Annotated in this window: 23 protein-coding genes; 13 read left to right on the top strand and 10 right to left on the bottom strand. The window is 66.1% G+C overall.

Going from position 1 to position 23,550, the window contains the following annotated elements:
• Positions 1-9 precede the first annotated feature (9 nt).
• The 6 genes from ACRDTL_RS01775 (at position 10) to ACRDTL_RS01750 (ending at position 5,997) form a co-directional block, all read left to right on the top strand.
• Complete coding sequence (locus ACRDTL_RS01775; RefSeq protein ID WP_431505009.1) at positions 10-627, top strand: SRPBCC family protein; 618 nt, start codon at positions 10-12, stop codon at positions 625-627.
• Entirely contained in the window at positions 624-1,823 is a 1,200-nt protein-coding gene (locus ACRDTL_RS01770; protein WP_431505008.1) for a vWA domain-containing protein, read from the top strand. The genes ACRDTL_RS01775 and ACRDTL_RS01770 overlap by 4 nt, the downstream gene beginning before the upstream one ends.
• Positions 1,824-1,865: 42 nt before the next feature.
• The gene (gene purT / locus ACRDTL_RS01765) at positions 1,866-3,089 is read left to right on the top strand and encodes a formate-dependent phosphoribosylglycinamide formyltransferase (protein WP_431505007.1); all 1,224 of its coding nucleotides are present in this window, start codon (positions 1,866-1,868) and stop codon (positions 3,087-3,089) included.
• 13 nt (positions 3,090-3,102) lie between these two features.
• Positions 3,103-3,522, top strand: a complete 420-nt coding sequence (locus ACRDTL_RS01760) for a rhodanese-like domain-containing protein (protein ID WP_431505006.1) — start codon at positions 3,103-3,105, stop codon at positions 3,520-3,522.
• Positions 3,519-4,748 carry an O-succinylhomoserine sulfhydrylase gene (locus tag ACRDTL_RS01755; protein WP_431505005.1) on the top strand — a complete coding sequence of 410 codons (1,230 nt, stop codon included), beginning with the start codon at positions 3,519-3,521 and terminating at the stop codon, positions 4,746-4,748. The genes ACRDTL_RS01760 and ACRDTL_RS01755 overlap by 4 nt, the downstream gene beginning before the upstream one ends.
• A gap of 124 nt (positions 4,749-4,872) precedes the next feature.
• Positions 4,873-5,997, top strand: a complete 1,125-nt coding sequence (locus tag ACRDTL_RS01750) for a 1,4-beta-xylanase (RefSeq protein ID WP_431505004.1) — start codon at positions 4,873-4,875, stop codon at positions 5,995-5,997.
• 21 nt (positions 5,998-6,018) lie between these two features.
• On the opposite strand, the gene ACRDTL_RS01745 is transcribed toward ACRDTL_RS01750, so the two are convergent.
• A complete protein-coding gene (locus ACRDTL_RS01745; RefSeq protein ID WP_431505003.1) occupies positions 6,019-6,876 on the bottom strand; it encodes an SDR family oxidoreductase in 858 nt (285 codons plus the stop codon).
• A gap of 81 nt (positions 6,877-6,957) precedes the next feature.
• Between ACRDTL_RS01745 and ACRDTL_RS01740 the strand changes: the two genes are divergently transcribed.
• The gene (locus ACRDTL_RS01740) at positions 6,958-8,424 is read left to right on the top strand and encodes an HNH endonuclease signature motif containing protein (protein ID WP_431505002.1); all 1,467 of its coding nucleotides are present in this window, start codon (positions 6,958-6,960) and stop codon (positions 8,422-8,424) included.
• Between the two features lie 122 nt (positions 8,425-8,546).
• Complete coding sequence (locus ACRDTL_RS01735) at positions 8,547-8,990, top strand: tautomerase family protein (RefSeq protein ID WP_431505001.1); 444 nt, start codon at positions 8,547-8,549, stop codon at positions 8,988-8,990.
• 6 nt (positions 8,991-8,996) lie between these two features.
• Here ACRDTL_RS01735 and ACRDTL_RS01730 read toward each other — a convergent pair whose 3' ends face one another.
• Genes ACRDTL_RS01730 through ACRDTL_RS01710 form a run of 5 tightly spaced genes read right to left on the bottom strand, consistent with a single transcriptional unit; the run spans position 8,997 to position 13,517 of the window.
• Positions 8,997-9,650: a TetR/AcrR family transcriptional regulator gene (locus tag ACRDTL_RS01730; RefSeq protein ID WP_431505000.1), complete on the bottom strand. Its 654-nt coding sequence runs from the start codon at positions 9,648-9,650 to the stop codon at positions 8,997-8,999.
• On the bottom strand, positions 9,650-10,792 hold the full coding sequence (locus ACRDTL_RS01725) for an acyl-CoA dehydrogenase family protein (protein ID WP_431504999.1): 1,143 nt from the start codon (positions 10,790-10,792) through the stop codon (positions 9,650-9,652). Before ACRDTL_RS01725 ends, ACRDTL_RS01730 begins: the two co-directional genes overlap by 1 nt.
• Positions 10,789-11,970 carry an acyl-CoA dehydrogenase gene (locus ACRDTL_RS01720; RefSeq protein ID WP_431504998.1) on the bottom strand — a complete coding sequence of 394 codons (1,182 nt, stop codon included), beginning with the start codon at positions 11,968-11,970 and terminating at the stop codon, positions 10,789-10,791. Before ACRDTL_RS01720 ends, ACRDTL_RS01725 begins: the two co-directional genes overlap by 4 nt.
• A gap of 4 nt (positions 11,971-11,974) precedes the next feature.
• A complete protein-coding gene (locus ACRDTL_RS01715) occupies positions 11,975-12,709 on the bottom strand; it encodes an SDR family NAD(P)-dependent oxidoreductase (protein ID WP_431504997.1) in 735 nt (244 codons plus the stop codon).
• A gap of 13 nt (positions 12,710-12,722) precedes the next feature.
• Entirely contained in the window at positions 12,723-13,517 is a 795-nt protein-coding gene (locus ACRDTL_RS01710) for an enoyl-CoA hydratase-related protein (RefSeq protein WP_431504996.1), read from the bottom strand.
• Positions 13,518-13,602: 85 nt separating this feature from the next.
• Here ACRDTL_RS01710 and ACRDTL_RS01705 point away from each other — a divergent pair, with 85 nt between their 5' ends.
• Both ACRDTL_RS01705 and ACRDTL_RS01700 read left to right on the top strand, forming a co-directional pair.
• Positions 13,603-13,974 carry a DUF3054 domain-containing protein gene (locus tag ACRDTL_RS01705; RefSeq protein WP_431504995.1) on the top strand — a complete coding sequence of 124 codons (372 nt, stop codon included), beginning with the start codon at positions 13,603-13,605 and terminating at the stop codon, positions 13,972-13,974.
• Between the two features lie 13 nt (positions 13,975-13,987).
• Entirely contained in the window at positions 13,988-14,893 is a 906-nt protein-coding gene (locus ACRDTL_RS01700) for an SAM-dependent methyltransferase (protein WP_431504994.1), read from the top strand.
• Between the two features lie 10 nt (positions 14,894-14,903).
• Here the strand turns inward: ACRDTL_RS01700 and ACRDTL_RS01695 are convergent, their stop codons facing one another.
• The 3 genes from ACRDTL_RS01695 to ACRDTL_RS01685 all read right to left on the bottom strand — a co-directional run bounded on the left by ACRDTL_RS01695 (position 14,904) and on the right by ACRDTL_RS01685 (position 17,957).
• Entirely contained in the window at positions 14,904-16,373 is a 1,470-nt protein-coding gene (locus tag ACRDTL_RS01695; protein WP_431504993.1) for a flavin-containing monooxygenase, read from the bottom strand.
• A gap of 281 nt (positions 16,374-16,654) precedes the next feature.
• Complete coding sequence (locus ACRDTL_RS01690; RefSeq protein ID WP_431504992.1) at positions 16,655-17,044, bottom strand: heme-binding protein; 390 nt, start codon at positions 17,042-17,044, stop codon at positions 16,655-16,657.
• Positions 17,045-17,213: 169 nt separating this feature from the next.
• Positions 17,214-17,957: an MBL fold metallo-hydrolase gene (locus ACRDTL_RS01685; protein WP_431504991.1), complete on the bottom strand. Its 744-nt coding sequence runs from the start codon at positions 17,955-17,957 to the stop codon at positions 17,214-17,216.
• Positions 17,958-18,107: 150 nt separating this feature from the next.
• On the opposite strand from ACRDTL_RS01685, the gene fgd reads away from it, so the two are divergent.
• Genes fgd through ACRDTL_RS01670 form a run of 3 tightly spaced genes read left to right on the top strand, consistent with a single transcriptional unit; the run spans position 18,108 to position 22,344 of the window.
• On the top strand, positions 18,108-19,118 hold the full coding sequence (fgd, locus tag ACRDTL_RS01680) for a glucose-6-phosphate dehydrogenase (coenzyme-F420) (protein WP_431504990.1): 1,011 nt from the start codon (positions 18,108-18,110) through the stop codon (positions 19,116-19,118).
• Between the two features lie 6 nt (positions 19,119-19,124).
• Complete coding sequence (gene pta / locus ACRDTL_RS01675) at positions 19,125-21,203, top strand: phosphate acetyltransferase (RefSeq protein ID WP_431504989.1); 2,079 nt, start codon at positions 19,125-19,127, stop codon at positions 21,201-21,203.
• Complete coding sequence (locus ACRDTL_RS01670) at positions 21,193-22,344, top strand: acetate kinase (RefSeq protein WP_431504988.1); 1,152 nt, start codon at positions 21,193-21,195, stop codon at positions 22,342-22,344. The genes pta and ACRDTL_RS01670 overlap by 11 nt, the downstream gene beginning before the upstream one ends.
• A 6-nt stretch (positions 22,345-22,350) precedes the next feature.
• Here ACRDTL_RS01670 and ACRDTL_RS01665 read toward each other — a convergent pair whose 3' ends face one another.
• Positions 22,351-23,541: a DUF1501 domain-containing protein gene (locus tag ACRDTL_RS01665; protein ID WP_431504987.1), complete on the bottom strand. Its 1,191-nt coding sequence runs from the start codon at positions 23,539-23,541 to the stop codon at positions 22,351-22,353.
• Between the last annotated feature and the right edge of the window lie 9 nt (positions 23,542-23,550).

Genomic DNA, 23,550 nt, shown 5'->3' with positions numbered 1-23,550 from the left:
GACGCACCGATGAAGATCGTCAACGAGTTCACCGTCAGCGCGCCGATCGAGGAGGTCTGGGACGTGCTGTCCGATTTGGAGCAGGTGATCCCGCTGATGCCGGGCGCGCAACTGGTGGGCCGCGACGGCGACGACTTCGTCGGCAAGGTCAAGGTCAAGGTCGGACCGGTGATCAGTGACTTCAGCGGAAAGGCGCGGTTCGTCGAGTACAACCGTGACGAGCATCGTGCGGTCATCGATGGCCGGGGCAAGGAGGCACGCGGCACCGGCAACGCTGCCGCGATCGTCACCACCCAACTCCACGAGGCCGGGGAGCGTACCCGTGTCACGGTCGACACCGACCTGAAAATCGTCGGCAAGCTCGCCCAGTTCGGCAGCGGGTTGTTGCAACAGGTATCGGAGAAGTTGTTGGGCCAGTTCGTGGAACAGCTCGAGGCCAGGCTGGCTGCCCCAAAAGAGCCGTCGAGACCGGAAACCCCGGACAACCCGGCGGCGACCGCCGAGCCGGCTCCCGTCAACCTGCTTGAGCTGGCCGGCGGCACTACGGTCGCCAAGTACGCGCCGCTGTTACTGGCCGCGGTGTTCGCGCTGCTGCTGCTGGTCTGGGTGCTTCGCCGCCGACGATGACCAGCCCGCTGCTGCGCGGAGTCGATTCTGCGGCGTTCGCCGCGGCACTGGTGGCGCGGCTGCGCGGCTTCGGGATACTCGTATCCGCGAGCGGCCCAGCCACTTTCGTGCAGGCACTCCGGCAGCTGGTACCGCGCACCAGCTCGGAACTGTACTGGGCGGCGCGGTTGACATTGGTCAACCGCATGGAGGATCTCGCCGCGTTCGACTCGGTGTTCGCGGCTACCTTCGGCGACGCCCCGGTTGCCGCTGAGGCGTCGGGATGGCACCCATCCGCGCGGCGTGAGGTAGCGGACACCGGCAGGCCCGCGCACGACGCCCCGACCCGGCCCGCGGCGGGGCTGCCCTGGTCCACGCGTCCAACCAGGATGGCCGCGCTCGCGCACGACGACACCCAAGCGGCGAACGTCCTGGTGCCGGATCCGCTGCCCAGCCGCATCGCCGCGCGGGCCGAGGAACCCTTCGACCGGTTCGATCAGGACGACCTGCGGCTGCTCGGGACCTGGCTGGAGGCGTCGGTGGCGCGGTGGCCGCGACGGCGCAGTCTGCGGCTGGAGCCCAGCCGGCACGGTAAGAGGATCGACCTGCGTCGCACGATGAACGCTTCGCGGGCAACCGGCTGGGAAACGGTGGTGCTGGCCCGAACGCGGCGGCGCCGCCGGCACCGCCGGGTCGTGCTGATCTGTGACGTGAGCCGGTCGATGCAGCCCTACGCGACTATCTACCTGCATCTGATGCGCGCGGCGGTACTGCGGCACGCCGGGATCCGCCCGGAGGTGTTCGCCTTCTCGACGTCGCTGACCCGGCTCACGGCGGTGCTCGCCCACCGTTCGCCGGAGGTGGCGCTGGAACGGGCCAACGCGAAGGTGACGGACCGCTACGGCGGCACCCACATCGGTCGCAGCATGGGCGCGCTGCTGTCCCCGCCGCACGGCAACGTGCTGCGCGGCGCGGTGGTGATCATCGCCTCCGACGGCTGGGATGCCGATCCGCCCGAGGTGCTCGGCCACGCCCTGGCCCGGGTGCGTCGGCGCGCCAAGCTGGTGGTCTGGCTCAACCCACGGGCGGCGCACCGCGAATTCCGGCCGCTGGCCGGCTCGATGGCGGCGGCACTGCCCAACTGCGACCTGTTTTTGCCGGCGCACTCGCTGGCCGGATTGCGGCAGCTGTTCGACGCATTGGCCGTGCGAGGCTGAGTGCCGTCAGCCCGCAGCGCGACAGCTTCTATTCTGAGCTGCATGCAGGAAGCGCGGGGGCAGGAGCAGTTCGGCGGCGGCGATGCCCGTCGGACCAGGGTGATGCTGCTAGGGGCCGGGGAGTTCGGCCGCGAGCTGGCGGTCGCCTTCCAGCGTCTCGGCGCTGAGGTGATCGCGGTCGAGCGGTACGCCGACGCGCCCGCGCACCGGGTCGCCGACCAGTCGGTGGTGGTCACGATGACCGACACCGACGAGTTGGCCGCGGTGACCAGCCGGCTGCAACCAAATTTCGTGGTGACGGTCACCGATGCCGTCGCGGCCGACGCGTTGACGGCCGCCGCGGAAACCGGGTTCGCGCAGGTCTTCCCCACGGCCCACAGTGCCCGGCTCACCGCCGACCGGGAAAGCCTGCGGCGGCTGGCCGCCGACGAGCTCGGCCTGCCCACCGCACCGTTCTGGTTCGCCGGATCGCTCGACGAACTGCGTGCAGTGGCCGACCACGCCGGCTACCCGTTGCGGGTCCAGCCGGTGGCGCCGGCGGCCGGGCACGGGGAGTCGGTGATCTCCGGCCAGCACGACGTCGAGGCGGCCTGGCAGCGCGCGGTGTCCGCCGGTGGCCCGCTCGCGACCGCGCGGGTGTTGGCCGAAACCGTCGTCGAGATCGACTTTCGTGTCACGCTGCTCGCCGTGCGCAGCGAGGGACCGACCGGTCCGGTGATCGAGTTCTGCGCACCGATCGGACACGGCGAGGCGACCGGCGACGCGTTGGAATCCTGGCAGCCGCAACAGCTCAACACCACCGCGTTGGACGCCGCCAAGTCGATCGCCGCGCGCGTCGCCAAGGCGCTCGGCGGGCGCGGCATCTTCGGGATCGAACTGATGGTTCGCGGCGATGAGGTGTACTTCTGTGACGTCAGCGTCCGGCCCTACGAGTACGCGGTGGTCACGCTGCGCACCCAACGGCTGTCGGCGTTCGAGCTGCAAGCCCGCGCGATCCTGGGTTTGGCGAGTGACACCATCATGATTTCGCCGGGCGCCGCGCAACTGCTCTACGCCGACCACGAGGCGGTCGACGCCGGACCCGCCGCCCCTGCGTTGGCCGACGCGCTCGCGGTGCCCGAAAGCGACGTGCGGGTCTTCGGTCCGGGGGAGTCCGACGGCCGGCGCCTGCTCGGGGTGGCCGTCGCCACGGCGCCGGACGTGACGGCCGCCCGGGACCGTGCCCGGCAGGTGTCGGCCGCGCTGCGCAAGAATTGGCCGTCGTGAGAGACTCACGCGGGTGAGCCGCGCGTACGCAGGAGATATCACGCCGGAGCAGGCTTGGCGGCTGCTCAGCGAGAATCCCGAGGCGGTGCTGGTCGACGTGCGTACCGAGGCTGAATGGCGCTTCGTCGGCGTGCCCGACCTGTCGAGTCTGGGCCGCGCCGTGGTGTACATCGAGTGGAACTGCGTCGACGGGACGCGTAACCAGAAATTCGTCGCCGACCTGTTGGACCAGGTGCCGGCAAGCACGGATCGGCCGGTGGCGTTCCTGTGTCGCTCCGGCAACCGTTCCATCGGCGCCGCGCTGGCGGCCACCGAAGCCGGCATCGCTCCGTCCTACAACGTGCTCGACGGGTTCGAAGGACATCTCGACGCCGCCGGCCATCGCGGCGCGTCCGGGTGGCGGGCGATCGGGTTGCCCTGGAGGCAGTCTTGAACCGCGCGGACGACGAGCGGTCGATTCGCACGCCGCCGCCGCTGCCTGCCGGCGTCGGTCCGGCCACGGTCGGCGTACGCGGTGGGATCCTGCGTTCGGGTTTCCAAGAGACCGCCGAGGCGGTCTATCTGAGCTCCGGCTACGTCTACGAGTCAGCGGCCGCCGCGGAGCAGGCGTTCACCGGCGAGGTGGACCGCTATGTGTACTCCCGTTATGGCAATCCGACTATCACCATGTTCGAGGAACGGCTGCGGCTGATGGACGGTGCGCCGGCGGCTTTTGCTACCGCGAGCGGCATGGCCGCGGTGTTCACCTCACTGGGCGCGCTGTTGGGCGCCGGTGACCGACTGGTCGCCGCACGCAGCCTGTTCGGCTCGTGTTTCGTTGTATGCAACGAGATCCTGCCGCGTTGGGGGATCGAGACCGTCTTCGTCGACGGCGACGACCTCGGCCAATGGGAACAGGCGCTGTCGGTGCCGACCCAAGCGGTGTTCTTCGAGACCCCGTCGAACCCGATGCAGTCGCTGGTCGACATCGCCGCGGTAACCGAGTTGTCGCACGCCGCCGGTGCGAAAGTGGTGCTGGACAACGTGTTTGCCACCCCTTTGCTGCAGCAGTGCTTTCCGCTGGGTGTTGACGTGGTGGTGTACTCGGGCACCAAACACCTCGACGGCCAGGGCCGGGTGTTGGGCGGAGCGATCCTCGGCGATAAGGAGTACATCGACGGCCCGGTGCAGAAGCTGATGCGCCACACCGGTCCGGCGATCAGCGCGTTCAACGCCTGGATTCTGTTGAAGGGCCTTGAGACGCTGGCGATCCGGGTTGAACATGCTAATTCCTCTGCTCAGCGGGTCGCCGAGTTCCTGGAGGAACATCCCGCGGTGCGCTGGGTGCGCTACCCATTTTTGGCGTCGCATCCGCAGTACGACCTGGCCAAGCGCCAGATGTCCGGCGGCGGCACGGTCATCACCTTCGAACTCGACATCCCGGAGAGTGCGGCCAAGCAGCGAGCCTTCGACGTGCTGGACAAGTTGCGCCTGATCGACATCTCCAACAACCTCGGCGATGCGAAATCGCTTGTCACCCATCCGGCAACCACCACGCACCGGGCGATGGGTCCCGAAGGACGTGCCGCGATCGGCCTCGGCGACGGTGTGGTGCGAGTTTCGGTCGGACTGGAGAACACCGAGGATCTTATCGCCGACCTCGGTCAGGCATTGGGCTAAGACCCGCAGCGGGCCGGCGTATAACAAACCGCGGTAACGACGAGATAACAAATCCCACAACAAACTAGCGCGACGCGCTGGGCAAATACCGGGGACTTTGCCTCGGGCCAAATATCGTCACTTCGTGTACCGCCGAACGGTCCTGAAGTTACCGCTGTTGCTGGCAGCGGGCACCGCGTTGGCCCGAACGCCGCGCGCCTCCGCGGATCCAGGCCGTTGGCCGGCCGACCGTGCCAACCGTTGGTATCAAGCGCAACGATGGCCCGTCGGAGCCAACTACACCACCTCAAGCGCCATCAATCAGCTCGAGATGTTTCAGCCCGGCACCTATGACCCCCGGCGCATCGATACCGAGTTGGGCTGGGCCCGGTTTCATGGACTCAACACGGTGCGTGTCTTTCTCCACGATCAGCTCTGGGCGCAAGACTCCCGAGGTTTCCAACTCCGTCTCGCGCAGTTCGTCAACATTGCATCGCGCCGCGGCATCAAACCACTTTTCGTCTTGTTCGACTCATGCTGGGATCCGCTCCCCAAACTGGGGCGGCAGCGTGCGCCGAGGCCCGGAGTGCACAACTCCGGCTGGCTGCAGAGCCCGGGGGCTGAACGCCTCGGCGACAGCCGCTACCGGCGCACGATGCAAGCCTATGTCACTGGAGTATTGAGCCAATTCCGCAACGATGACCGTGTTCTGGGTTGGGACCTGTGGAATGAACCCGACAATCCCTCGCGGGTGTATCGGCAGGTCGAGAGACCGGACAAGCAGGAGCTTGTCGCAGACCTGCTTCCCCAGGTGTTCGGATGGGCACGATCGGTTGAGCCGAGTCAACCGCTGACCAGTGGGGTGTGGGACGGCGAGTGGGGGGATCCCGCACGCCGCAGCGCAATCAGCGGTATTCAACTCGACAACGCTGACGTGATCACATTCCACTGCTATGGCAAACCGGCGGATTTCGAGAACCGGATCGCCGAGCTCAAGCCGCTGGGGCGGCCAATCCTGTGTACGGAGTACATGGCCCGTACGATGGGCAGCACCGTTGACGGAATCTTGCCAGTTGCCAAGCGGTACAACGTTGGTGCGCTCAATTGGGGTCTGGTCGCTGGGAAGACTCAGACCTATTTTCCCTGGGACTCGTGGGATCGCCCGTACACGTCAATTCCGAACCCATGGTTTCACGATCTGCTCCGACCCGACGGACAACCCTTCCAGAACAACGAGATCCAGACGATTCGGGGGCTGACCACCTTATAGCCGAGCAGCGTGGGACGGACATCAATCCTTGTGCTCGACTACGCCGGTCGCGTGCTGGGCGCGGTCCTCGTACGCGGCGCGGGTCTTGGTATCGAGGTTGAGGAATACCGTGTCGGTGCCCATCTTCTTGCCGAGCCAACGGCGGCCGCGAACGGGCAGCAACATCGTCAAGATGGCGATGAGGCGAGATGAGCCAGGCACTGACACTTGGGTTTTCGGTTTGTCGAGTACCTTGACGATCGCGGCGGCGACGTCGTCGGGTTGGACCGGCTTGGTCGCAGCGGTAGTGGTGGTGCCGGAGATCAACTCGGTGTTGGTGAATGTCGGCAGCACCGCGGTGACGTTGACACCCTGCGCGGCGAACTCGTCGGCCATCGCGGACGAGAGCCCGACGACGGCGAACTTGGTGCCGGCGTAAACGACCTGGCCGGGTACCGCGACCATGCCGGCCATCGAGGCGATGTTGACGATGTGGCCGCTGCGGCGCTTGACCATCTCCGGCAGCACTAACCGGCAACCGGTGAGCACACCGTAGAAGTTGACCTCGATCGACGAGCGGATGGCATCGGTGGATTGCTGCAGGAACCGGCCGACCGGCATCACGCCGGCGTTGTTGATCAGCACGTCGATGTGCCCGCCCCCGTCGGCGCGGGCTTTGTCGAGGAAGGCCGCGAACGACTCCCGGTCGGTGACGTCGAGCGGATGACCCGACACCGGGCCCAAACTGCTCATGTCAGCGACAGCTTGCTCGAGCGCGTCGAGGTCGCGGTCGCCGATCACCACCCGCGCACCGCGGCTCAGCAACGCCCTGGCGGTCGCATGCCCGATGCCGCGGGCTGCGCCGGTGACGACGACGGTCTTACCCCTGATGTTGTCCATGCCGACGGACTTTACACATGTCAAGTCTGCGGCCCGCCCGGGGTGGCCGTTGCGTCGGAGCTTCCGTGTAGTATCGAAAATATGTTCGAAGCGTCGGTATCTGCGCAGGCTGCGAGTGCTTTTGTCGGTCTAGACGACGCCGGTGTGGTGGATGCCATCACCGCGGCGTCGCGCCGGCAGAACGCGATGTGCGCGCGGGAGTTGGCGGCGATTGGTGAGCTGTACACGCGGCGGGCGACCGAAGACGATGTCGACCGGAGCAACTGGGCCATTGACGGGCATGAGAATGTGGTCGCAGAGGTCGCCGCCGCGTTGGGGATCAGCCGGGGGCGAGCCCGGGGGCGGTTGCGCTATGCGATCGCGTTGCGGGAGCGGTTGCCGCGGGTGGCGGAGGTCTTCGCCCGCGGAGACATTGATTTTCGGGTGATGGCCGCGGTGGTGTGCCGCACCGAGTTGGTGGACGATCCGGTGTTGATCGCCAAGCTCGACGCCGCGATTGCCCGGCATGGGCCGAAGTGGATGCGCCTTTCCGAGCCCAAACTCCTTGAGCGCATCGATATGTGGGTTGCCCGGTTCGATCCGGCCGGGCGGCGGTTGCCGGGTCAGCGTAATGAGGATCGCTATGTCGAGATTGGCCCGGTCGATTCCGGATTGGCTGGGGTGTGGGCGCAGCTGCACGCAACCGACGGCGTGGCGTTGGATCACAAGCTTGATGCGCTGGCTGCCACCGTGTGCCGAGATGACCCGCGCAGCAAGGCGCAGCGGCGCGCCGACGCGCTGGGCGCGTTGGTCGCCGGCATGGACGTGATGCGCTGCGAGTGCGGATCGCCGGATTGTTCGGCGGCAGCGCGGCGCCCGGGCACCGATGTGATCATTCACGTGTTGGCCGAACAAGGCACCGTCGAGGGTGCTTCCGAGGCGCCGGGTTATCTGCCGGGATTTGGGCCGATTCCGTCAGCCGCGTTGCGCAACTTGGCCGCTACCGCCAAGCTCAAGCCCCTGGCCAAGCCGTCGACCGAGGCGGAGTCGGGTTATCGGCCGTCGGCGGCGCTGGTCGAATTCGTGCGGCTGCGTGATTTGACCTGCCGGTTCCCGGGGTGCGACCAACCGGCCGAGTTCTGCGACATCGACCACACGATCCCGTTTCCGCTTGGCCCCACCCACCCGTCGAATCTCAAACTGCTCTGCCGCTATCACCATCTTTTGAAGACCTTCTATACCGGGCTGGGCGGCTGGGCGGACCGTCAGCTCCCCGACGGCACCATAGTATGGACGGCCCCGACCGGCCACACATATACGACGAAACCTTGTGGTGCCCTGTTCTTTCCGGCATTGGCCGTTCCGACCGGCGAATTGGTGCTCCCAACATCGACACCGCCTCGGTGCGACAACCGAGAGGTGATGATGCCCGCCCGCCGCCGAACACGAGCGGCCGAGCGCGCCGGCCGGATCCGCTGCGAGCGCGCCATCAACGAAACCCGCATCGCCGCCGAAGCGGCCCGAGAAGCCGAGCGACTCGCCGCCTGCAACGACCCGCCGCCCTTCTAAGTCGGCATTGACTCTTAACCAACTGGTGCCCACAGGTCGGCGGGGACGATTTCCTGTGCGCGGCATTATAACGACGTTATAGTAGGACGTGCGTCATCGAGGGTAAGGGAAAGGATGGGTAGATGCCTCACCTGCAGTTGGACACATCAGGTACTTATTCAGCCGAGGTCAAGCGCGAATTCGCGCGTCGACTCGGCGACGTTTACGCCGAGAAGATGCAGACTTCCCCCGATATTGTCGACGTGACGATCCGCGAACACGGCCCAGGTGGGGTGTGGCGGTGCGGAAAGGAACCTCGTCCGTCCGCGGTGCTTTCGTGTGACATCCGGCGAGGACGCACGGTTGAGCAGCGCGCCCAGTTGGCCGATGCTCTGGTCGATGTCGCAGTCGATGTCCTCGGTGCCGACGACCGGTTTTTCAACGTTGAGTTCACCCAGCACGACGGCGATGAGATTTACAGCTCTGTAGACATCGACGGCGTCGTGCACCGTGGCTTCGCGCCGAACTGGAGCCCTTCGGAAGCTACGACGCCAGTGCTTGAACAGGTACGAGAAACCCACCGCTAGGTGCTGTTACGTCCCGCGACGGTCGTCTGCAGTCAGCGACGCTAGCACGTGACGGGTTTGCAACTCGATGTAATCGTCGAGGCTGTAGTGCGGCCCGAAATGCCAGTGCTTGAGCGCCCATCCGTGCGCGAGCAGCATGATGTCGAAAACGACCAGATCGACATCGGCGGCGTGGAAAACGCCGCCGGCGATACCGGCCTCGATGACCGAGCGCAGCGGTGAAGCGGTGGCGATCTCGAGTTCCTTGATTTGTGCGCGCCCGGCCGCGTCGAGGGTGCGGCTTTCCCGGTAGGTCAGGACCACTGCGTCCAGGTTCTCGTCAACGATCTCGATGTAGCGCCGGATTCCGGCGGCCAACTGTTTGACGGGATCGTCGCCGGCAGCCGCCATGACCGGTGCCAGTTGGTCGCGAAAGGCGTCCTGGATCCGCACGACCGTCGCCAGCAGCAGATCCTCCTTGCCGCCGAAGTACTTGTAGATCAGGCCGACGCTGACGTTGGCCTCGGCCGCCAGGTCCTGCATCGACATCTGATGAAATCCCTTCTGGCCCATGACCTTGACCGCGGCGTCGAGCACCTGGCGGCGCCGCGAGCTGGTCCGGGCGGCGCGGACGGCCTCCTCGACCGGTAGAGAGCCATAGTCAGCGACATCGGTGGCCATCAGATACCCAGATCTTTGGCGACGATCGTCTTCATGATCTCGGTGGTGCCGCCGTAGATCGTCTGGATGCGGGCGTCGACGAACGCCCGCGACACCGGGTATTCCCGCATGTAGCCATAGCCGCCGTGCAGCTGCAGGCAGCGGTCGGCGACACGCACTTGCAGCTCGGTGGTCCACCATTTCAACCCGGCTGCCCGTGCAGCGGTGAGCCCGCCGGTCAGATGCTCAGCGATGCAGTCGTCGAGAAAGGTGCGGGCGACATCGAGTTCGGTTGCCAACTCGGCCAGCACGAATTGAGTGTTCTGCAGGCCGGAGATGGGGGAGCCGAAGGCGTTTCGCTGCCGGACGTAGTCGAGGGTTTCGGCCAGTACTCCCTCGGCGGCGGCCACCGCGCCCACCGCCAGCGACAGCCGCTCCTGCGGCAGGTTGGCCATCAGCTGATAGAAGCCCCTGCCTTCCTCCTCGAGCAGGTTGTCGACGGGTACCCGCATGTCGGTGAAGCTCAGCTCGCTGGTGTCCTGGGCGTGCAGGCCGATCTTCTCCAGGTTTCGGCCGCGGCTGAAACCCGGCGTGTTCGGCTCGACGACCAGCAGCGACAGCCCCTTGTGCCGGTCGGGTGCGGTGCGTACCGCGACGACGAACAAGTCACCAATCTGTCCGTTGGAAATAAAGGTTTTCGCGCCGTTGACGACGTAGTGGTCGCCGTCGCGCACCGCCGTGGTGCGGATACCGGCCAGGTCGCTGCCGGCGCCCGGCTCGGTCATCGCGATGCCGATTAGCGTCTCGCCGGTCACTACACCCGGCAACCAGCGTTGTTTTTGTTCGGGTGTCGTCAGGTCGGTGAGATAGGGGAGCACGATGTCGTTTTGCAGCGAGAAGGCGACCGTCTCGGCCGCCGCGCCGACCCGCTGGAGTTCTTCGACGACGATCGCGTTGTAGCGGAAGTCGTTCACACCCGCTCCGCCGAAATTCTCGGGTGCCGAAAATGCCAGCAGCCCAAGCTTTCCGGCCTCGGTGAACAGGGAGCGGTCCAAGCGGCCGGCCTTCTCCCAGCGTTCGTGGGCTGGAACGACCGCCTGTTGCACGAAGTCCCGTACCAGCTCCCGGAACTGGTTGTGCTCGGCGCTGTAGCTCAGTGTCATCGGAAGGCATCCATCCCGGTAAAGGCCTGGCCCAAGACCAGCTGGTGCATCTCCGGTGTGCCCTCGTAGGTCAGCACCGATTCCAGGTTGACCATGTGCCGGATCACCGGGTACTCCAGCGATATCCCATTGCCGCCCAGGATGGTCCGGGCGGTCCGGCAGATCTCGAGCGCCTCGCGGGTGTTGTTGAGCTTGCCGAAGCTGACTTGCTCGGGGCGGATACCGACGCTGTCCTTGAGCCGGCCGAGGTGCAGCGAGAGCAGTTGCCCCTTGTGTAGCTCGACCGCCATGTCTACGAGCTTGGCCTGGGTCAGCTGAAATCCGGCGATCGGGCGACCGAATTGGGTGCGCGCCGTGGCGTAGTCCAGCGCGGACTGCCACGCCGAGCGCGCGGCGCCCATCGAGCCCCAGATGATGCCGTAGCGCGCTTCGGACAGGCAGGCCAGCGGTCCGCGCAGACCGACCGCCTCCGGAAGCATCGCGTCTTCCGGCAATCGCACGTCGTCGAGCACCAACTCGGACGTGATCGAGGCACGCAGCGACAGTTTGTGGTGAATCGTGTTGGCGCTAAATCCGGCAACGCCGGTGGGAACAATGAATCCGCGGACCCCGTCGTCGGTGGTCGCCCAGACGATCGCGACGTCGGCCACCGAGCCGTTGGTGATCCACATCTTGCGCCCGTCGAGGATCCAGTCCGAACCGTCGCGGCGGGCGCGGGTTTTCATGGCGGCCGGGTCGGATCCGACGTCGGGTTCGGTGAGCCCGAAACACCCCACCAGTTCGCCGGCGGCCATACCCGGCAACCACTGTTGCTTCTGTGCCTCGGAGCCGCCCTTCCAGATGGCGAACATCGCCAGCGACCCCTGCACCGACACCAGCGAGCGGATGCCCGAGTCGGCGGCTTCCAGTTCCAGGCAGGCCAGCCCGTAATGCACGGCCGATGCTCCGCCGCAGCCGTAGCCCTTCAGGTGCATGCCCAGCAGCCCGAGCGCACCGAACTGCTTGGCGAGCTCGCGGGCCACCGGCAGGTCGCCGGCCTCGAACCAGCCGGCGACATATGGGGTGACGTGCTCGGCGCAGAACCCTCGAACCGTGTCACGCACCGCGATCTCGTCCTCAGACAGCGACGCGTCCAGGCCGAGCGGGTCGTTTCGATCGAAAGCCGGCAGGGTGCTCATCGGATCATCCTGCCATCGTCAGGCCGCCGCTGACGCTGATCACCTGACCGGTGATGAACGACGCGGCGTCGGAGGCGAAGAACAACACCGGCGCCGCTACTTCCTCGGGCCGGGCCAGCCGACGAAACGGAATCGCTTTGACCAGCGCCTCTCTCAGCTTTTCCGGCTGGGCCGCGAACAGCGGGGTGTCGGTGGGACCGGGGCACACGCAGTTGACGGTGATCGCATGCCGCGCCATCTCCCGGGCGAGCGACTTGGTCAACGCGATGACGCCGCCCTTGGCGCCGGCATAGATGGTTTCGCCCGCGCTGCCGACCCGGCCGGCGTCGCTGGCCAGGTTGACCACCCGCCCACCACCGCCGGCCTCGATCATTCCCGGCAGGAACGCACTGCACATGTGCACCGGCCCGAGGTAGTTGATCGCTACCACCTTCTCGGCGAATTCGGTTGTGGCGTTGAGGAACTGGTCGGTGCGGTCCCAGCCGGCGGCATTGACCACCACGTTGGGGACGCCGACTTCGGCGTGGGTGCGGTCGCGCAGCGCGTCGACCTGGGCGCGGTCGGCGACGTCGACCGGCAGCGCCGTGATCAACTCCGGGTACTCCGTGGCGGTGGCCGCCGCGGCCACGTCGTCGAGATCGGCGGCGATCACCCGGTCGCCTCGGGCGGCGAACCCCAGGGTGATCGCTTTGCCGATACCCGATCCGGCGCCGGTCACAAGTGCGATTTTGCTGCTCATCTGTGAAGTTCTCTCAGGCCGTGACGAACTGGCCGAAGTTGGCCGGACGTTTCTCCGCGAACGCCTGGGCGCCCTCCATGCCCTCGTCGGTGTGTACGAAGATCTCCAGCGCCGACATCGCCAGGTTACTCAGTCCGGCCTGGTGATCGGTGTCGGCGTTGAAGGATTGCTTGAGGAAGCGCAGCGCGGTCGGGCTCTTGGCGGCGATCTCCGCCGCGATGGCCTTGGCCTCGGCAATCAGCTTCTCGGCGGGCACCACGCAATTCACCAGCCCCCAGCGTTCGGCGGTGGCGGCGTCGTAGCGACGGCACAAGTACCACATCTCCCGGGCCCGCTTCTCGCCGATTACCCGGGCCAGATAGGCCGACCCGAACCCGGCGTCGAACGACCCGACCCGCGGTCCGGCCTGACCGAACGTCGCGTGCTCGGCGGCGATCGACAGGTCGCACAGCACGTGCAGCACGTGCCCGCCGCCGACCGCGACCCCGTTGACCGCGGCGATGACCGGCTTGGGCACGTCGCGGATGAGCTTGTGCAGGTATCCGATTTCGAACATGCCGCTCTCGGTGGGTCCGTAGTCGCCGGTCTCGGCACGCTGCTTGACGTCGCCGCCGGTGCAGAACGCCTTGTCGCCGGCCCCGGTCAGGATGATCACCGATACCCCGGTGTCGGCCCACGCCCTGCGGAATGCCCTGATCAGTTCTTCGACGGTCTTGCCGCGAAAGGCGTTGTAGCGCTCAGGCCGATTGATCGTGATGACGGCAGCGGCCGCGTCGATCTCGTAAGTGATGTCTTGGTAGTCAGTCATGGCGCTCCCGAGTGAACCAGCATTCATTCCGGACGAATCTACATTCACCATCGTGCCGGGTCAAGATGCCGGGTAATCTCGCGACATGCGCGCACCACGCGGTTTGGGCTGGCTGGGTGTTGACGTCGGCTGTGTCCTGGTGTTCTGCGCGGTCGGGCGGCGCAGCCACAACGAAGGCCTGGACGGCGTCGGCGTTGCGGTAACCGCCTGGCCGTTCCTGACCGGCGCCATCCTGGGATGGCTGGTGTCACGCGGTTGGCGGCGTCCGACGGCCGTGGCTCCGACCGGGGTCCTCGTCTGGGTGTGCACGGTGGTGGGCGGAATGTGGTTGCGCAAGATGACTTCGGCCGGTGTCACTGTCAGCTTCGTGGTGGTGGCCTCGTCGGTCACCGCCGTGTTGTTGCTGGGTTGGCGGGCAGCGCTGCTGTCGATGATGCGGCGGCGGACAAAGGTGTGATAGCCGGGGCGATATGGCACGGTCAGCGGGCGACAGCTGGGATGCGGCCACCGGCGTGGGCGCCACCGCGACGCTGGTTGCCGCGGCCAGGGCGGCGGCAACCCGGGGCGGGCTGATCGACGACCCGTTCGCCGAGCCGCTGGTGCATGCGGTTGGGGTGGACTTCTTCGTCCGGGTGGCCAGCGGCGAGCTGGCTTTGGCCGACCTTCGAGACAACGGCGGGTTCGCCCATCTGACTGAACTTTTCGCGGTGCGCACCCGGTTTTTCGACAACTTCTTCGCCGACGCCGGCCGCGCCGGTATCCGGCAGGCGGTGATCCTGGCGTCGGGGTTGGACGCGCGCCCGTATCGGTTGTGGTGGGCGCCGGGGACCGCGGTGTATGAGATCGATCAACCACAAGTGATCGAATCCAAGACCCACGCGTTGCGGGCACTGGGTGCCACCCCGACGGTCAACCGTCGTGCGGTGGGCATCGATCTGCGTCAGGATTGGCCGACGGCGTTGCGGCAGGTTGGATTTGACGCCGGCCAGCCGACCGCCTGGATCGCCGAAGGGCTGCTGATCGGCTTCTTACCGCCCGACGCACAGGACCGGTTGCTCGATGACGTCACCGCGTTGAGCGCCGTCGGCAGTCGGTTCGCCGCCGACTACCTGCCGGCCGGACGCCCGCCGCCGGCGGGCCAGGAACGGGTCCTTGCCGAATGTTGGCGAAGCCACGGTTTAGACGTCGACCTGGCCGACCTGACGTATCCGGGCGAGCACCACGACACCGCGCAGTACCTGGCCGCCCAGGGTTGGGCGACCGTCGAGATGCCCCTTTCCGAAGTGCTCGCCGCCACCGGACTGCCCGACCTGCGCCATGACGACCCCGCCGACGCGCCGGTCTCGAGCTCATATGTCGGCGCAACCCGGACCTGACGAGGGACGATCAAGCCGCCAGTGCGGCGGGTTTTTTAGCGAACCGCAGGCCTTCGTCGGCCACCTTGCCATGCCTGATCAGCCGCACGTCCAGCAGGTAGTTTTGGTTCAACCGCCACGGCTTACGCGAGCCCTGCGTGGGCAGCTCGTCAAGTTTGCGCAGCACGTAGCCGGGGGTGAATTCCATGAACGGGCGCTCGTCGACGTCTGGGCCCGGGCGCTGGGCCACCACGGTGTCGTAGCCGTTGGCGTCCATGTAATTCAAGATGCGGCAGACGAATTCCGACACCAGGTCGGCCTTCAGCGTCCACCCTATGTTGGTGTAGCCGACCGTGTAGGCCATGTTGGGCAGGCCGGACAGCATCATGCCCTTGTAGGCCATCGTCTGAGTCAGGTCCACCTCCCGGCCGTCGATGCTGCCGGTCGCCCCACCGAAGAGTTGCAGGTCGAGTCCCGTCGCGGTGACGATGATGTCGGCGGCCAGCTCACGACCCGAGTGGAGCTTGATGCCGGTCGGCGTGAACCGCTCGATGGTGTCGGTGACTACCTCGGCTTTCCCGTGGCGAATGGTGCGGAACAGGTCGCCGTTGGGCACTACGCACAGCCGCTGGTCCCATGGGTTGTAGTTGGGGCCAAAGTGCTTTTCGACGTCATAACCCTTGGGTAGCTGGCGTTTGACGAGCCACATCAGGATCTTGCGCATCCGCCGCGGCCACCATTGGCAAAGCTGGTACAGCGCTACTTGCAAGACCACGTTCTTCCACCGAATGACGGTGTACGCCTTGCCCTTGGGCAGCCAGCGGTTGAGCTTGGCCGCGATGGGGTCGCGGTAAGGCTGGGAGATGATGTAGGTCGGTGAGCGCTGCAACATCGTGACGTGCTTGGCGCCGGAATCGACAAGCGCCGGAATCAAAGTCACCGAGGTGGAACCGCTGCCGATCACAATGATGCTCTTATCGGCGTAGTCGAGGTCTTCGGGCCAGTGCTGCGGGTGGACGATGGGGCCGGTGAAGTCCTCGGAGCCGGGGAAAGTCGGCGAGTAACCCTGCTCGTAGTTGTAGTAGCCGCTGCACAGAAACAGGAATGAGCAGGTAATTGTGCTTTCCGCGCCGTCCGTCTCAATTCGCACGCTCCAGCGGTTCTGGGCGCTCGACCAGTCGGCGCCGACCACCTTGTGGTCGAATCGGATGTGCTTGTCGATGCCATACGTCGCCGCGGTGTCCTTGATGTAGTCGAGGATTGGCTTGCGCTCGGCGATGGCCTGGCTTCCCGTCCACGGGCGGAAGCGGAAGCCCAGCGTGTACATGTCGGAGTCGGATCGGATGCCCGGATACCGGAACAGGTTCCAGGTGCCGCCCATATCCCCGCGCTTCTCCAGGATGATGTAGCTCTTGGCCGGGCAGCGCTCCTGCAAATGCCATGCTGCGCTCACGCCGGAAATGCCGGCTCCCACAATGACGACGTCGTAATGTTCAGTCATAGCGCCACGTTATCGCTGTTCGCATCGTTTGAGCTCAGTTCGATCAGGCGGGCCGCGCCGCCCCACAAGCGCAGGTACCGCTGCCCGGTAGTGGTGGTTACTTGTAGTACGAGCACACCGGTAGACGTTGACCTATCCGTCTTCACGCAGGGGTGCCTTACTGCGATGAGTGTTGGATGGCGACGGCGGCAGCGCCCGAATAGCTCTTGCCACGACGGCAGGTCGGTCTCGGAGGCGTTGGCGAGGCCTTACGTGCTCACCGACCCGTCATCGCATGACGTTCAGCCGGTCATGAATTCGTTGTATGCCGACTCCAGCTCGGGTGATAACACCGTCGTGCTGCACTGCTGCTGCGTGTCACCGATTGGCGCAAGAATTCCCCGCAAGTCGTAATACTCCTGCGGGTGGGCGGTGAAGTAGTTACGCAGACTGGCCGCAGCCTCCGGGCGCGGCTGGCTGAACGCTGCTGTCACGGCCGCATTCGCGCCCGGGTGAGCGTCGAGGTACTGATGAGCCGAACCCTCTGCCGAGTTGACGGTGTTGGTCACCGCGGCAGGGCTGCAGTCCGGTGCCGCAGACGCCGTCGGCGCCGCGATTGTGGTTGCAGCCAGACCCCCGAGTAGGCACAAGCCGGCAGCGTGCCGGCGCGCAGTCATACCACTGAATTTCATTACTGCTTGTTCCTTTGGCGGATTGGACATAGATGTTTGTCGACCTGAGATCACCGTAAGCGAAGTCAATCGGCTGTAACCTGTTCCGAAACCGATCGATCCTGACGGAAGTCACTGTGAGACAAGCATTCCGCAGCATTCCGCGGCAACGTTGAGCGTGACCGAATTGTTACCGATGCGCCCGTGCGGTCGCCTGGTCGGTGGCTTCCCGGACCGGCCCACGCCATAGGTCGCCGTGCCCGGGCGCCAGAATCTCGGTGTCCAGCAGCGCCAGCGCCGCCAGGCTGCGCACGCAGTCGTCCTGGTTGTGGCTGAATACCCCGGGCAGCAGCTGGGGCCCCGCGCGCGCCAGCAGCGGATGCCCGGTGACCAACGCGTCCCCGCTGGCCAGCACACCGTCTACCAGATACGAGCAGTGCCCGCTGGTGTGTCCGGGAGTGGGGATGGCCATTGGATGGCCGGGCAACTCGGCAGCGATATCGGCGGTCAACGGTTGCGCGGACGGGATGCCCTCGCGGATCAGGCCGCCGTTGCGCACCACGTGCGCGGCCCACACCGCCCAGCGGGGCCGCCAGATGCGCAGCGCGACGTCGAGCGGCGACGCCTGTTCCAGATACTCGCGTTTGGCGTGGCCGACTTCGTCGGAGTGGCAGTAGACCGGGATACCGTGGGTTTTAGCGAACCAGATCGCCGAACCCAGGTGGTCGATGTGGGCGTGGGTAAGCAGGATCGCGCGCACGTCGCCGCCCTCATACCCCAGCTCCCGCAGCGAGGCCAGCACATCGTCGCGGTCACCGGGGTACCCGGCGTCGATCAGCATCACGCCGTTGTGATCGGTGACCAGCAGCCAGTTGACTGCCTCGCCCTGGGCGAGCTGCACGGTGTCGGTGATGCGGGTGAGCACCGGTGCCATGCTCGCGAGTGTAGGCACCAGGCGATCGCAAGCTCGGCGAAGCCGGGTGCCGCGGGTCGCCTGCCGACAAGCCACCAGGCGATCGCAAGCTCGGCGAAGCCGGGTGCAGCGGGTCGCCTGCCGACAAGCCACAGGAGTAGAAACAACAGCGTGGCTGAACTGAAACTGGGATACAAGGCGTCGGCGGAACAATTCGCGCCGCGCGAACTCGTCGAGCTGGCGGTCGCCGCCGAAGGTCACGGCATGGACAGCGCCACGGTCAGCGACCATTTCCAGCCGTGGCGGCACGAGGGCGGGCACGCGCCGTTCTCACTGTCCTGGATGACCGCGGTCGGCGAGCGCACCACGCGGATCGTGTTGGGCACCTCGGTGCTCACCCCGACGTTCCGGTACAACCCGGCCGTTGTCGCCCAGGCGTTCGCCACCATGAGCTGTCTGTATCCGGGGCGGGTTTTCCTGGGCGTGGGCACCGGGGAGGCGCTCAACGAGATCGCCACCGGCTATGCGGGCGAGTGGCCGGATTTCAAGGAGCGCTTCGCCCGGCTGCGCGAATCTGTGCGGCTGATGCGTGAGCTGTGGCACGGCGACCGGGTCGACTTCGACGGCGAGTACTACCGGCTGAAGGGCGCGTCGATCTACGACGTGCCCGAGGGCGGGGTGCCGGTCTACATCGCGGCCGGGGGGCCGACGGTAGCCAAATACGCCGGACGCGCGGGCGACGGCTTCATCTGCACCTCCGGCAAGGGCGAGGAGTTGTACAAAGACAAGCTGATGCCGGCGGTGAAAGAGGGCGCAGCTGCCGCGGGCCGCGACGTCGGCGACATCGACAAGATGATCGAGATCAAGATTTCCTACGACCCCGACCCGGGGCTGGCGCTGGAGAACACCCGGTTCTGGGCGCCGCTGTCGCTGACCCCCGAGCAGAAGCACAGCATCGACGACCCGATCGAGATGGAGAAGGCGGCCGACGCGTTACCGATCGAGCAGGTTGCCAAGCGCTGGATCGTGGCGTCGGACCCCGACGAAGCCGTCGAGAAAGTCGGCCAATACGTGACGTGGGGCCTCAACCACCTGGTGTTCCATGCGCCCGGCCACGACCAGCGCCGGTTCCTGGAGCTTTTCGAGAAGGATCTCGCCCCGCGACTGCGCCGGCTGGGCTGACGCGGCATGCCCGAGGTCTCCGCGCTCTACATCGCGGCGCCCGAGGGAGACACGGGTAAGTCGACGATCGCGCTGGGGATCTTGCACCGGCTGACCGCCACCGTCGCCAGGGTGGGCGTGTTCCGGCCGATCACGCGGATATCTGGTGAAGAGCGCGACTACATCCTGGAGCTGCTGCTCGCGCATGCCACGGCCGGCCTGTCCTACCAGCATTGCGTCGGGGTGACCTACCCGCAGTTACACGCCGACCCCGAGGGCGCGATCGCCGACATCGTCGACCGCTACCACGCGATGGCGCAGGCCTGCGACGCGGTGGTGATCGTCGGCAGCGACTACACCGACGTCACCAGCCCGGCCGAGCTCAGCGTCAACGCGCGCATCGCGGTCAATCTCGGCGCGCCGGTGCTGCTCGCGGTGCGGGCGAAAGATCGCAGCCTCGACGAAGTCGCGCAGGTCGTAAAGCTGTGCTTGGCCGAACTGTCCGCTCAACACGCCCACACCGCGGCGGTGATCGCCAATCGCTGTGAACCGTCGCAACTTCAGGCCGTCGCCGAGGCACTGCGCCGATTCGAGCCGCGCAGCTATGTGCTGCCCGAAGAACCGCTGCTGGTGGCGCCCACGGCCGCCGAGCTGCAGATCGCGGTGGGCGGGACAATGGTCAGCGGTGACGCCGAACTGATGGGACGCGAGGCGATGGGCGTGATGGTGGCCGGGATGACCGCCGACCACGTACTGGAGCGGCTGCGTGACGGTGTCGCGGTGGTCACTCCCGGCGACCGCTCGGAGGTGGTACTGGCTGTGGCGAGCGCCCATGCGGCCGAGGGGTTTCCGTCGCTGACGTGCATCATCCTCAACGGCGGCTTCGAGTTGCATCCGTCGATCTCGGCGCTGGTGTCCGGGATGCGGCTGCGATTGCCGATCATCGCCACCACGTTGGGCACATACGACACCGCCAGTGCGGTGGCGTCGGCGCGCGGGCGGGTCACCGCGTCCTCACAGCGCAAAATCGACACCGCGCTGGAGCTGATGGAACGCCACGTCGACGTCGCGGATCTGTTGAAGCAGCTGGCGATTGCGGGGCCGGCAGTGACCACACCGCAGATGTTCACCTATCAGCTGCGCGAACGGGCGCGGAAGGATCGCAAGCACATCGTGCTGCCCGAAGGCTCCGACGACCGGATCCTGCGCTCGGCGGGCAGGGTGCTTCAACGTGGCATCGCCAATCTGACCATCCTCGGCGAGGATAATCAGATCCGGTCCCGCGCTGCCGAGCTCGGTGTCGATCTCGATGATGCGACGGTAATCGACCCCCGCACAAGTCAGTTGTGTGACCGGTTCGCGCAACAGTACGCGAAGCTACGCAAGGGCCGAGGCGTCACCGTGGAGCACGCTCGCGAGATCATCGGCGATGTATCGTATTTCGGCACAATGCTGGTGTACGACGGCATCGTCGACGGGATGGTGTCCGGCGCTGCGCACACCACCGCGCATACGGTTCGGCCGGCGTTCGAGGTCATTGGAACCGCACCGGATATCACCACAGCGTCCAGCATCTTTCTGATGTGCCTGCCGGACCGGGTGCTCGCGTACGGCGACTGCGCGATCGTCCCGGATCCGACGGTCGAGCAGCTCGCGGACATTGCGATCAGCTCGGCGCGTACGGCGGCACAATTCGGCATCGAACCAAGGGTGGCCATGCTGTCGTATTCCACCGGCGAATCCGGCTCGGGTGCCGGCGTCGATAAGGTCAGGGCTGCAACGGAATTAGTTCGCCAGCGGGCCAATCAGCTGCCGGTTGAGGGGCCGATCCAGTACGACGCCGCGGTGGAGCCGACGGTGGCGGCCACCAAGATGACCGGTTCGGCGGTCGCCGGCCGGGCCACCGTGCTGATATTCCCCGACCTCAACTCCGGCAATAATGCCTACAAGGCGGTGCAGCGCAGCGCCGGTGCGATCGCCATCGGTCCGGTACTGCAAGGCTTGAACAAGCCGGTGAACGACCTGTCCCGCGGCGCCCTGGTCGAAGACATCGTCAACACCGTTGCCATCACCGCGATCCAGGCGCAGGGTGCCGATGTTGGCTAAGCCCGCGGTGCTGGTGATCAACTCCGGCTCGTCGTCACTGAAATACCAACTGATCGAACCTGACTCGGGTAGGTCGCTGGCTGACGGTATCGTGGAGCAGATCGGTGAGCGGTCCTCGCCGGTCGCCGATCACGATGCGGCGCTGCGCTTGGCATTCGACCGGCTAGCCGAGGCCGGGATCGATCTGAAGACCTGTGGGTTGGTAGCTGTCGGGCACCGGATGGTCCACGGCGGCAGAACGTTCTATCGGCCCACCGTCGTCGACGACGCAGTGATCGCCAAGCTGACGGAGTTGTCGTCGTTGGCCCCGCTGCACAACCCACCGGCGATACGCGGTGTCGAGGCGGCACGCAAGATCCTTCCCGACGTGCCACACGTCGCGGTGTTCGACACCGCTTTTTTCCACAACCTGCCGGACGCGGCAGCGACCTACGCCATCGACCGCGAGCTGGCCGAGAAGTGGCGGATCCGCCGGTACGGATTCCATGGCACCTCGCACCAGTACGTCAGCGAACAGGCCGCAGTCTTCCTGGGCCGGCCGTTGGCCGAGCTGAATCAGGTGGTGCTGCACCTGGGTAACGGCGCCTCGGCGTCGGCGATTGCGGCGGGTCGGCCGGTCGACACGTCGATGGGGTTGACCCCATTGGAGGGCCTGGTGATGGGCACCCGCAGCGGCGACATCGACGCCGGCATCATCGGCTACCTCTGCCGTGAAGCCAAGATGAGTGTGGACGACGTCGAGTCGATGCTCAACCATCACTCCGGAATGCTGGGTCTGGCCGGCGAGCGGGACTTCCGCAGGGTACGGAAGATGATCGAAACAGGCCATACTGCAGCGAGATTGGCCTATGACGTTTTCATTCATCGACTACGTAAATATGTCGGTGCCTACCTGGCGGTGCTGGGTCGCACCGACGTCGTGAGCTTCACCGCGGGTATCGGCGAGAACGTCGCAGCAGTACGCCGCGATGCGCTGAGCGGGCTGGCGTCGTTGGGCATCGAGATCGACGAACAGCGCAACTCGCAGCCCGCCACCGATGCCCGCCGGATTTCCACTGACACCTCGCCGATCGCCGTGCTGGTGATCCCAACCAACGAAGAACTGGCCATCGCCCGCGATTGCCTGCAGGCGATCGACTAACCGCGACTACAGAAACCCCAGATCCCGGCGACCGGTCCCGACCGACGGTGTCGGATCGGCTCCGATGGTATGCGACAACAAGCCGTAGTAGACGTCCCGGAAGTCGGTGGTGGGTTTGAGATCGCCATTGTCAAGGTCGGTCAGGCTTGGTTCCTCGCCGTAGAACCCGCCCTTGACTGGTATGCCGGCGACGAATACCGGGCCGGCGGTGCCGTGGTCGGTGCCCTGCGACGCATTGGCCGCCACTCGCCGGCCGAACTCCGAGTATGCCAACAGGACGACGTTCTTGCCGTATCGGTCACCGGCCATCTGGCGCAGGAACGGAGCCACGGCCTCGTCGAGGGTTTGCAACAGACGCTGTTGAGTGCTCCGTTCATCGGCGTGGGTGTCGAAGCCGCCGAGCTGCGCCGAATACACCCGCGTCGGTACACCTGCGCGCACTGCCTTCGCCACCATGTCCAGCTGCGCAGTGAGCGAGCTGTGGTCCTTGCCGGATGCCGTGACCGGCGCCAGGGCAGCATCAGTGCTACGCGTGGCACGGTAGGCCGCGCACACAGCCGACATCGCCGGCGTGTCATGGGGATCCTCGACGCCAAGCGCGTCCATGGTGACGGCGTACTTCTCGGTCGACTCAGGCGCCGCGGCCGGTGAAAGGGCTGCTGCCGTGCACTTTTCACCGACCGCCAGTGGTGGCAATACCGGCCCGATGTTGACGGCGCGCAGCGGGTCGTCGCCGGTGGCGTCAAGCCAGCGGCCGATCCACCCGGTCGAGACGGGTTCGGCCGGCGATGCGGTTTGCCAGATGTCCATGGACCGGAAATGACTGTGGTCCGGTTTCGGATAGCTCGCCCCGCGCACGATGGCCAACTTGCGCTCGTTCCACAACTCGGCTATGCCGCGCATCGCCGGGTTGAGCCCGAGTTGGCCGTCCAGGCGCAGGACATCGGCCGGCGCATAGGCGAGTTCTGGCCGTGCATCGTGATAGGCATTGTCGGTGTAGGGGATTACGGTGTTGATCCCGTCGTTCCCGCCGTAGAGCGTGACGATTACCAGGATGCCGGCGTCGTCGGCTAATGGCCGTTCACGGGCTGCACGCGTCAAATCCGACCAGCGGATCGCCGCGGTCCCGGTTAGCAGGCCGGCGGTGGCGGCGCCGGCGCTGGCGATCAGAAACTTGCGGCGGTTGATTTCGGGCATGGTGTTCTC

It is taken from the genome of Mycobacterium sp., assembly GCF_050700595.1.
In the GTDB taxonomy this organism is placed as follows: Bacteria; Actinomycetota; Actinomycetes; order Mycobacteriales; family Mycobacteriaceae; genus Mycobacterium.
This window is presented reverse-complemented; position numbering and strand designations above follow the sequence as displayed.

Coding starts and splice junctions, on each gene's coding strand:
- ACRDTL_RS01745 (WP_431505003.1), bottom strand. CDS start 6,876: ATGGACAACATCAGGGGTAAGACCGTCGTCGTCACCGGCGCAGCCCGC.
- ACRDTL_RS01730 (WP_431505000.1), bottom strand. CDS start 9,650: ATGGCCACCGATGTCGCTGACTATGGCTCTCTACCGGTCGAGGAGGCC.
- ACRDTL_RS01695 (WP_431504993.1), bottom strand. CDS start 16,373: ATGACTGAACATTACGACGTCGTCATTGTGGGAGCCGGCATTTCCGGC.
- ACRDTL_RS01685 (WP_431504991.1), bottom strand. CDS start 17,957: ATGGCACCGGTGCTCACCCGCATCACCGACACCGTGCAGCTCGCCCAG.
- ACRDTL_RS01725 (WP_431504999.1), bottom strand. CDS start 10,792: ATGACACTGAGCTACAGCGCCGAGCACAACCAGTTCCGGGAGCTGGTA.
- ACRDTL_RS01700 (WP_431504994.1), top strand. CDS start 13,988: ATGGCACGGTCAGCGGGCGACAGCTGGGATGCGGCCACCGGCGTGGGC.
- ACRDTL_RS01770 (WP_431505008.1), top strand. CDS start 624: ATGACCAGCCCGCTGCTGCGCGGAGTCGATTCTGCGGCGTTCGCCGCG.
- ACRDTL_RS01690 (WP_431504992.1), bottom strand. CDS start 17,044: ATGAAATTCAGTGGTATGACTGCGCGCCGGCACGCTGCCGGCTTGTGC.
- pta (WP_431504989.1), top strand. CDS start 19,125: ATGCCCGAGGTCTCCGCGCTCTACATCGCGGCGCCCGAGGGAGACACG.
- ACRDTL_RS01705 (WP_431504995.1), top strand. CDS start 13,603: ATGCGCGCACCACGCGGTTTGGGCTGGCTGGGTGTTGACGTCGGCTGT.
- ACRDTL_RS01715 (WP_431504997.1), bottom strand. CDS start 12,709: ATGAGCAGCAAAATCGCACTTGTGACCGGCGCCGGATCGGGTATCGGC.
- ACRDTL_RS01735 (WP_431505001.1), top strand. CDS start 8,547: ATGCCTCACCTGCAGTTGGACACATCAGGTACTTATTCAGCCGAGGTC.
- ACRDTL_RS01710 (WP_431504996.1), bottom strand. CDS start 13,517: ATGACTGACTACCAAGACATCACTTACGAGATCGACGCGGCCGCTGCC.
- ACRDTL_RS01720 (WP_431504998.1), bottom strand. CDS start 11,970: ATGAGCACCCTGCCGGCTTTCGATCGAAACGACCCGCTCGGCCTGGAC.
- ACRDTL_RS01775 (WP_431505009.1), top strand. CDS start 10: ATGAAGATCGTCAACGAGTTCACCGTCAGCGCGCCGATCGAGGAGGTC.
- ACRDTL_RS01665 (WP_431504987.1), bottom strand. CDS start 23,541: ATGCCCGAAATCAACCGCCGCAAGTTTCTGATCGCCAGCGCCGGCGCC.
- ACRDTL_RS01740 (WP_431505002.1), top strand. CDS start 6,958: ATGTTCGAAGCGTCGGTATCTGCGCAGGCTGCGAGTGCTTTTGTCGGT.
- purT (WP_431505007.1), top strand. CDS start 1,866: ATGCAGGAAGCGCGGGGGCAGGAGCAGTTCGGCGGCGGCGATGCCCGT.
- ACRDTL_RS01670 (WP_431504988.1), top strand. CDS start 21,193: ATGTTGGCTAAGCCCGCGGTGCTGGTGATCAACTCCGGCTCGTCGTCA.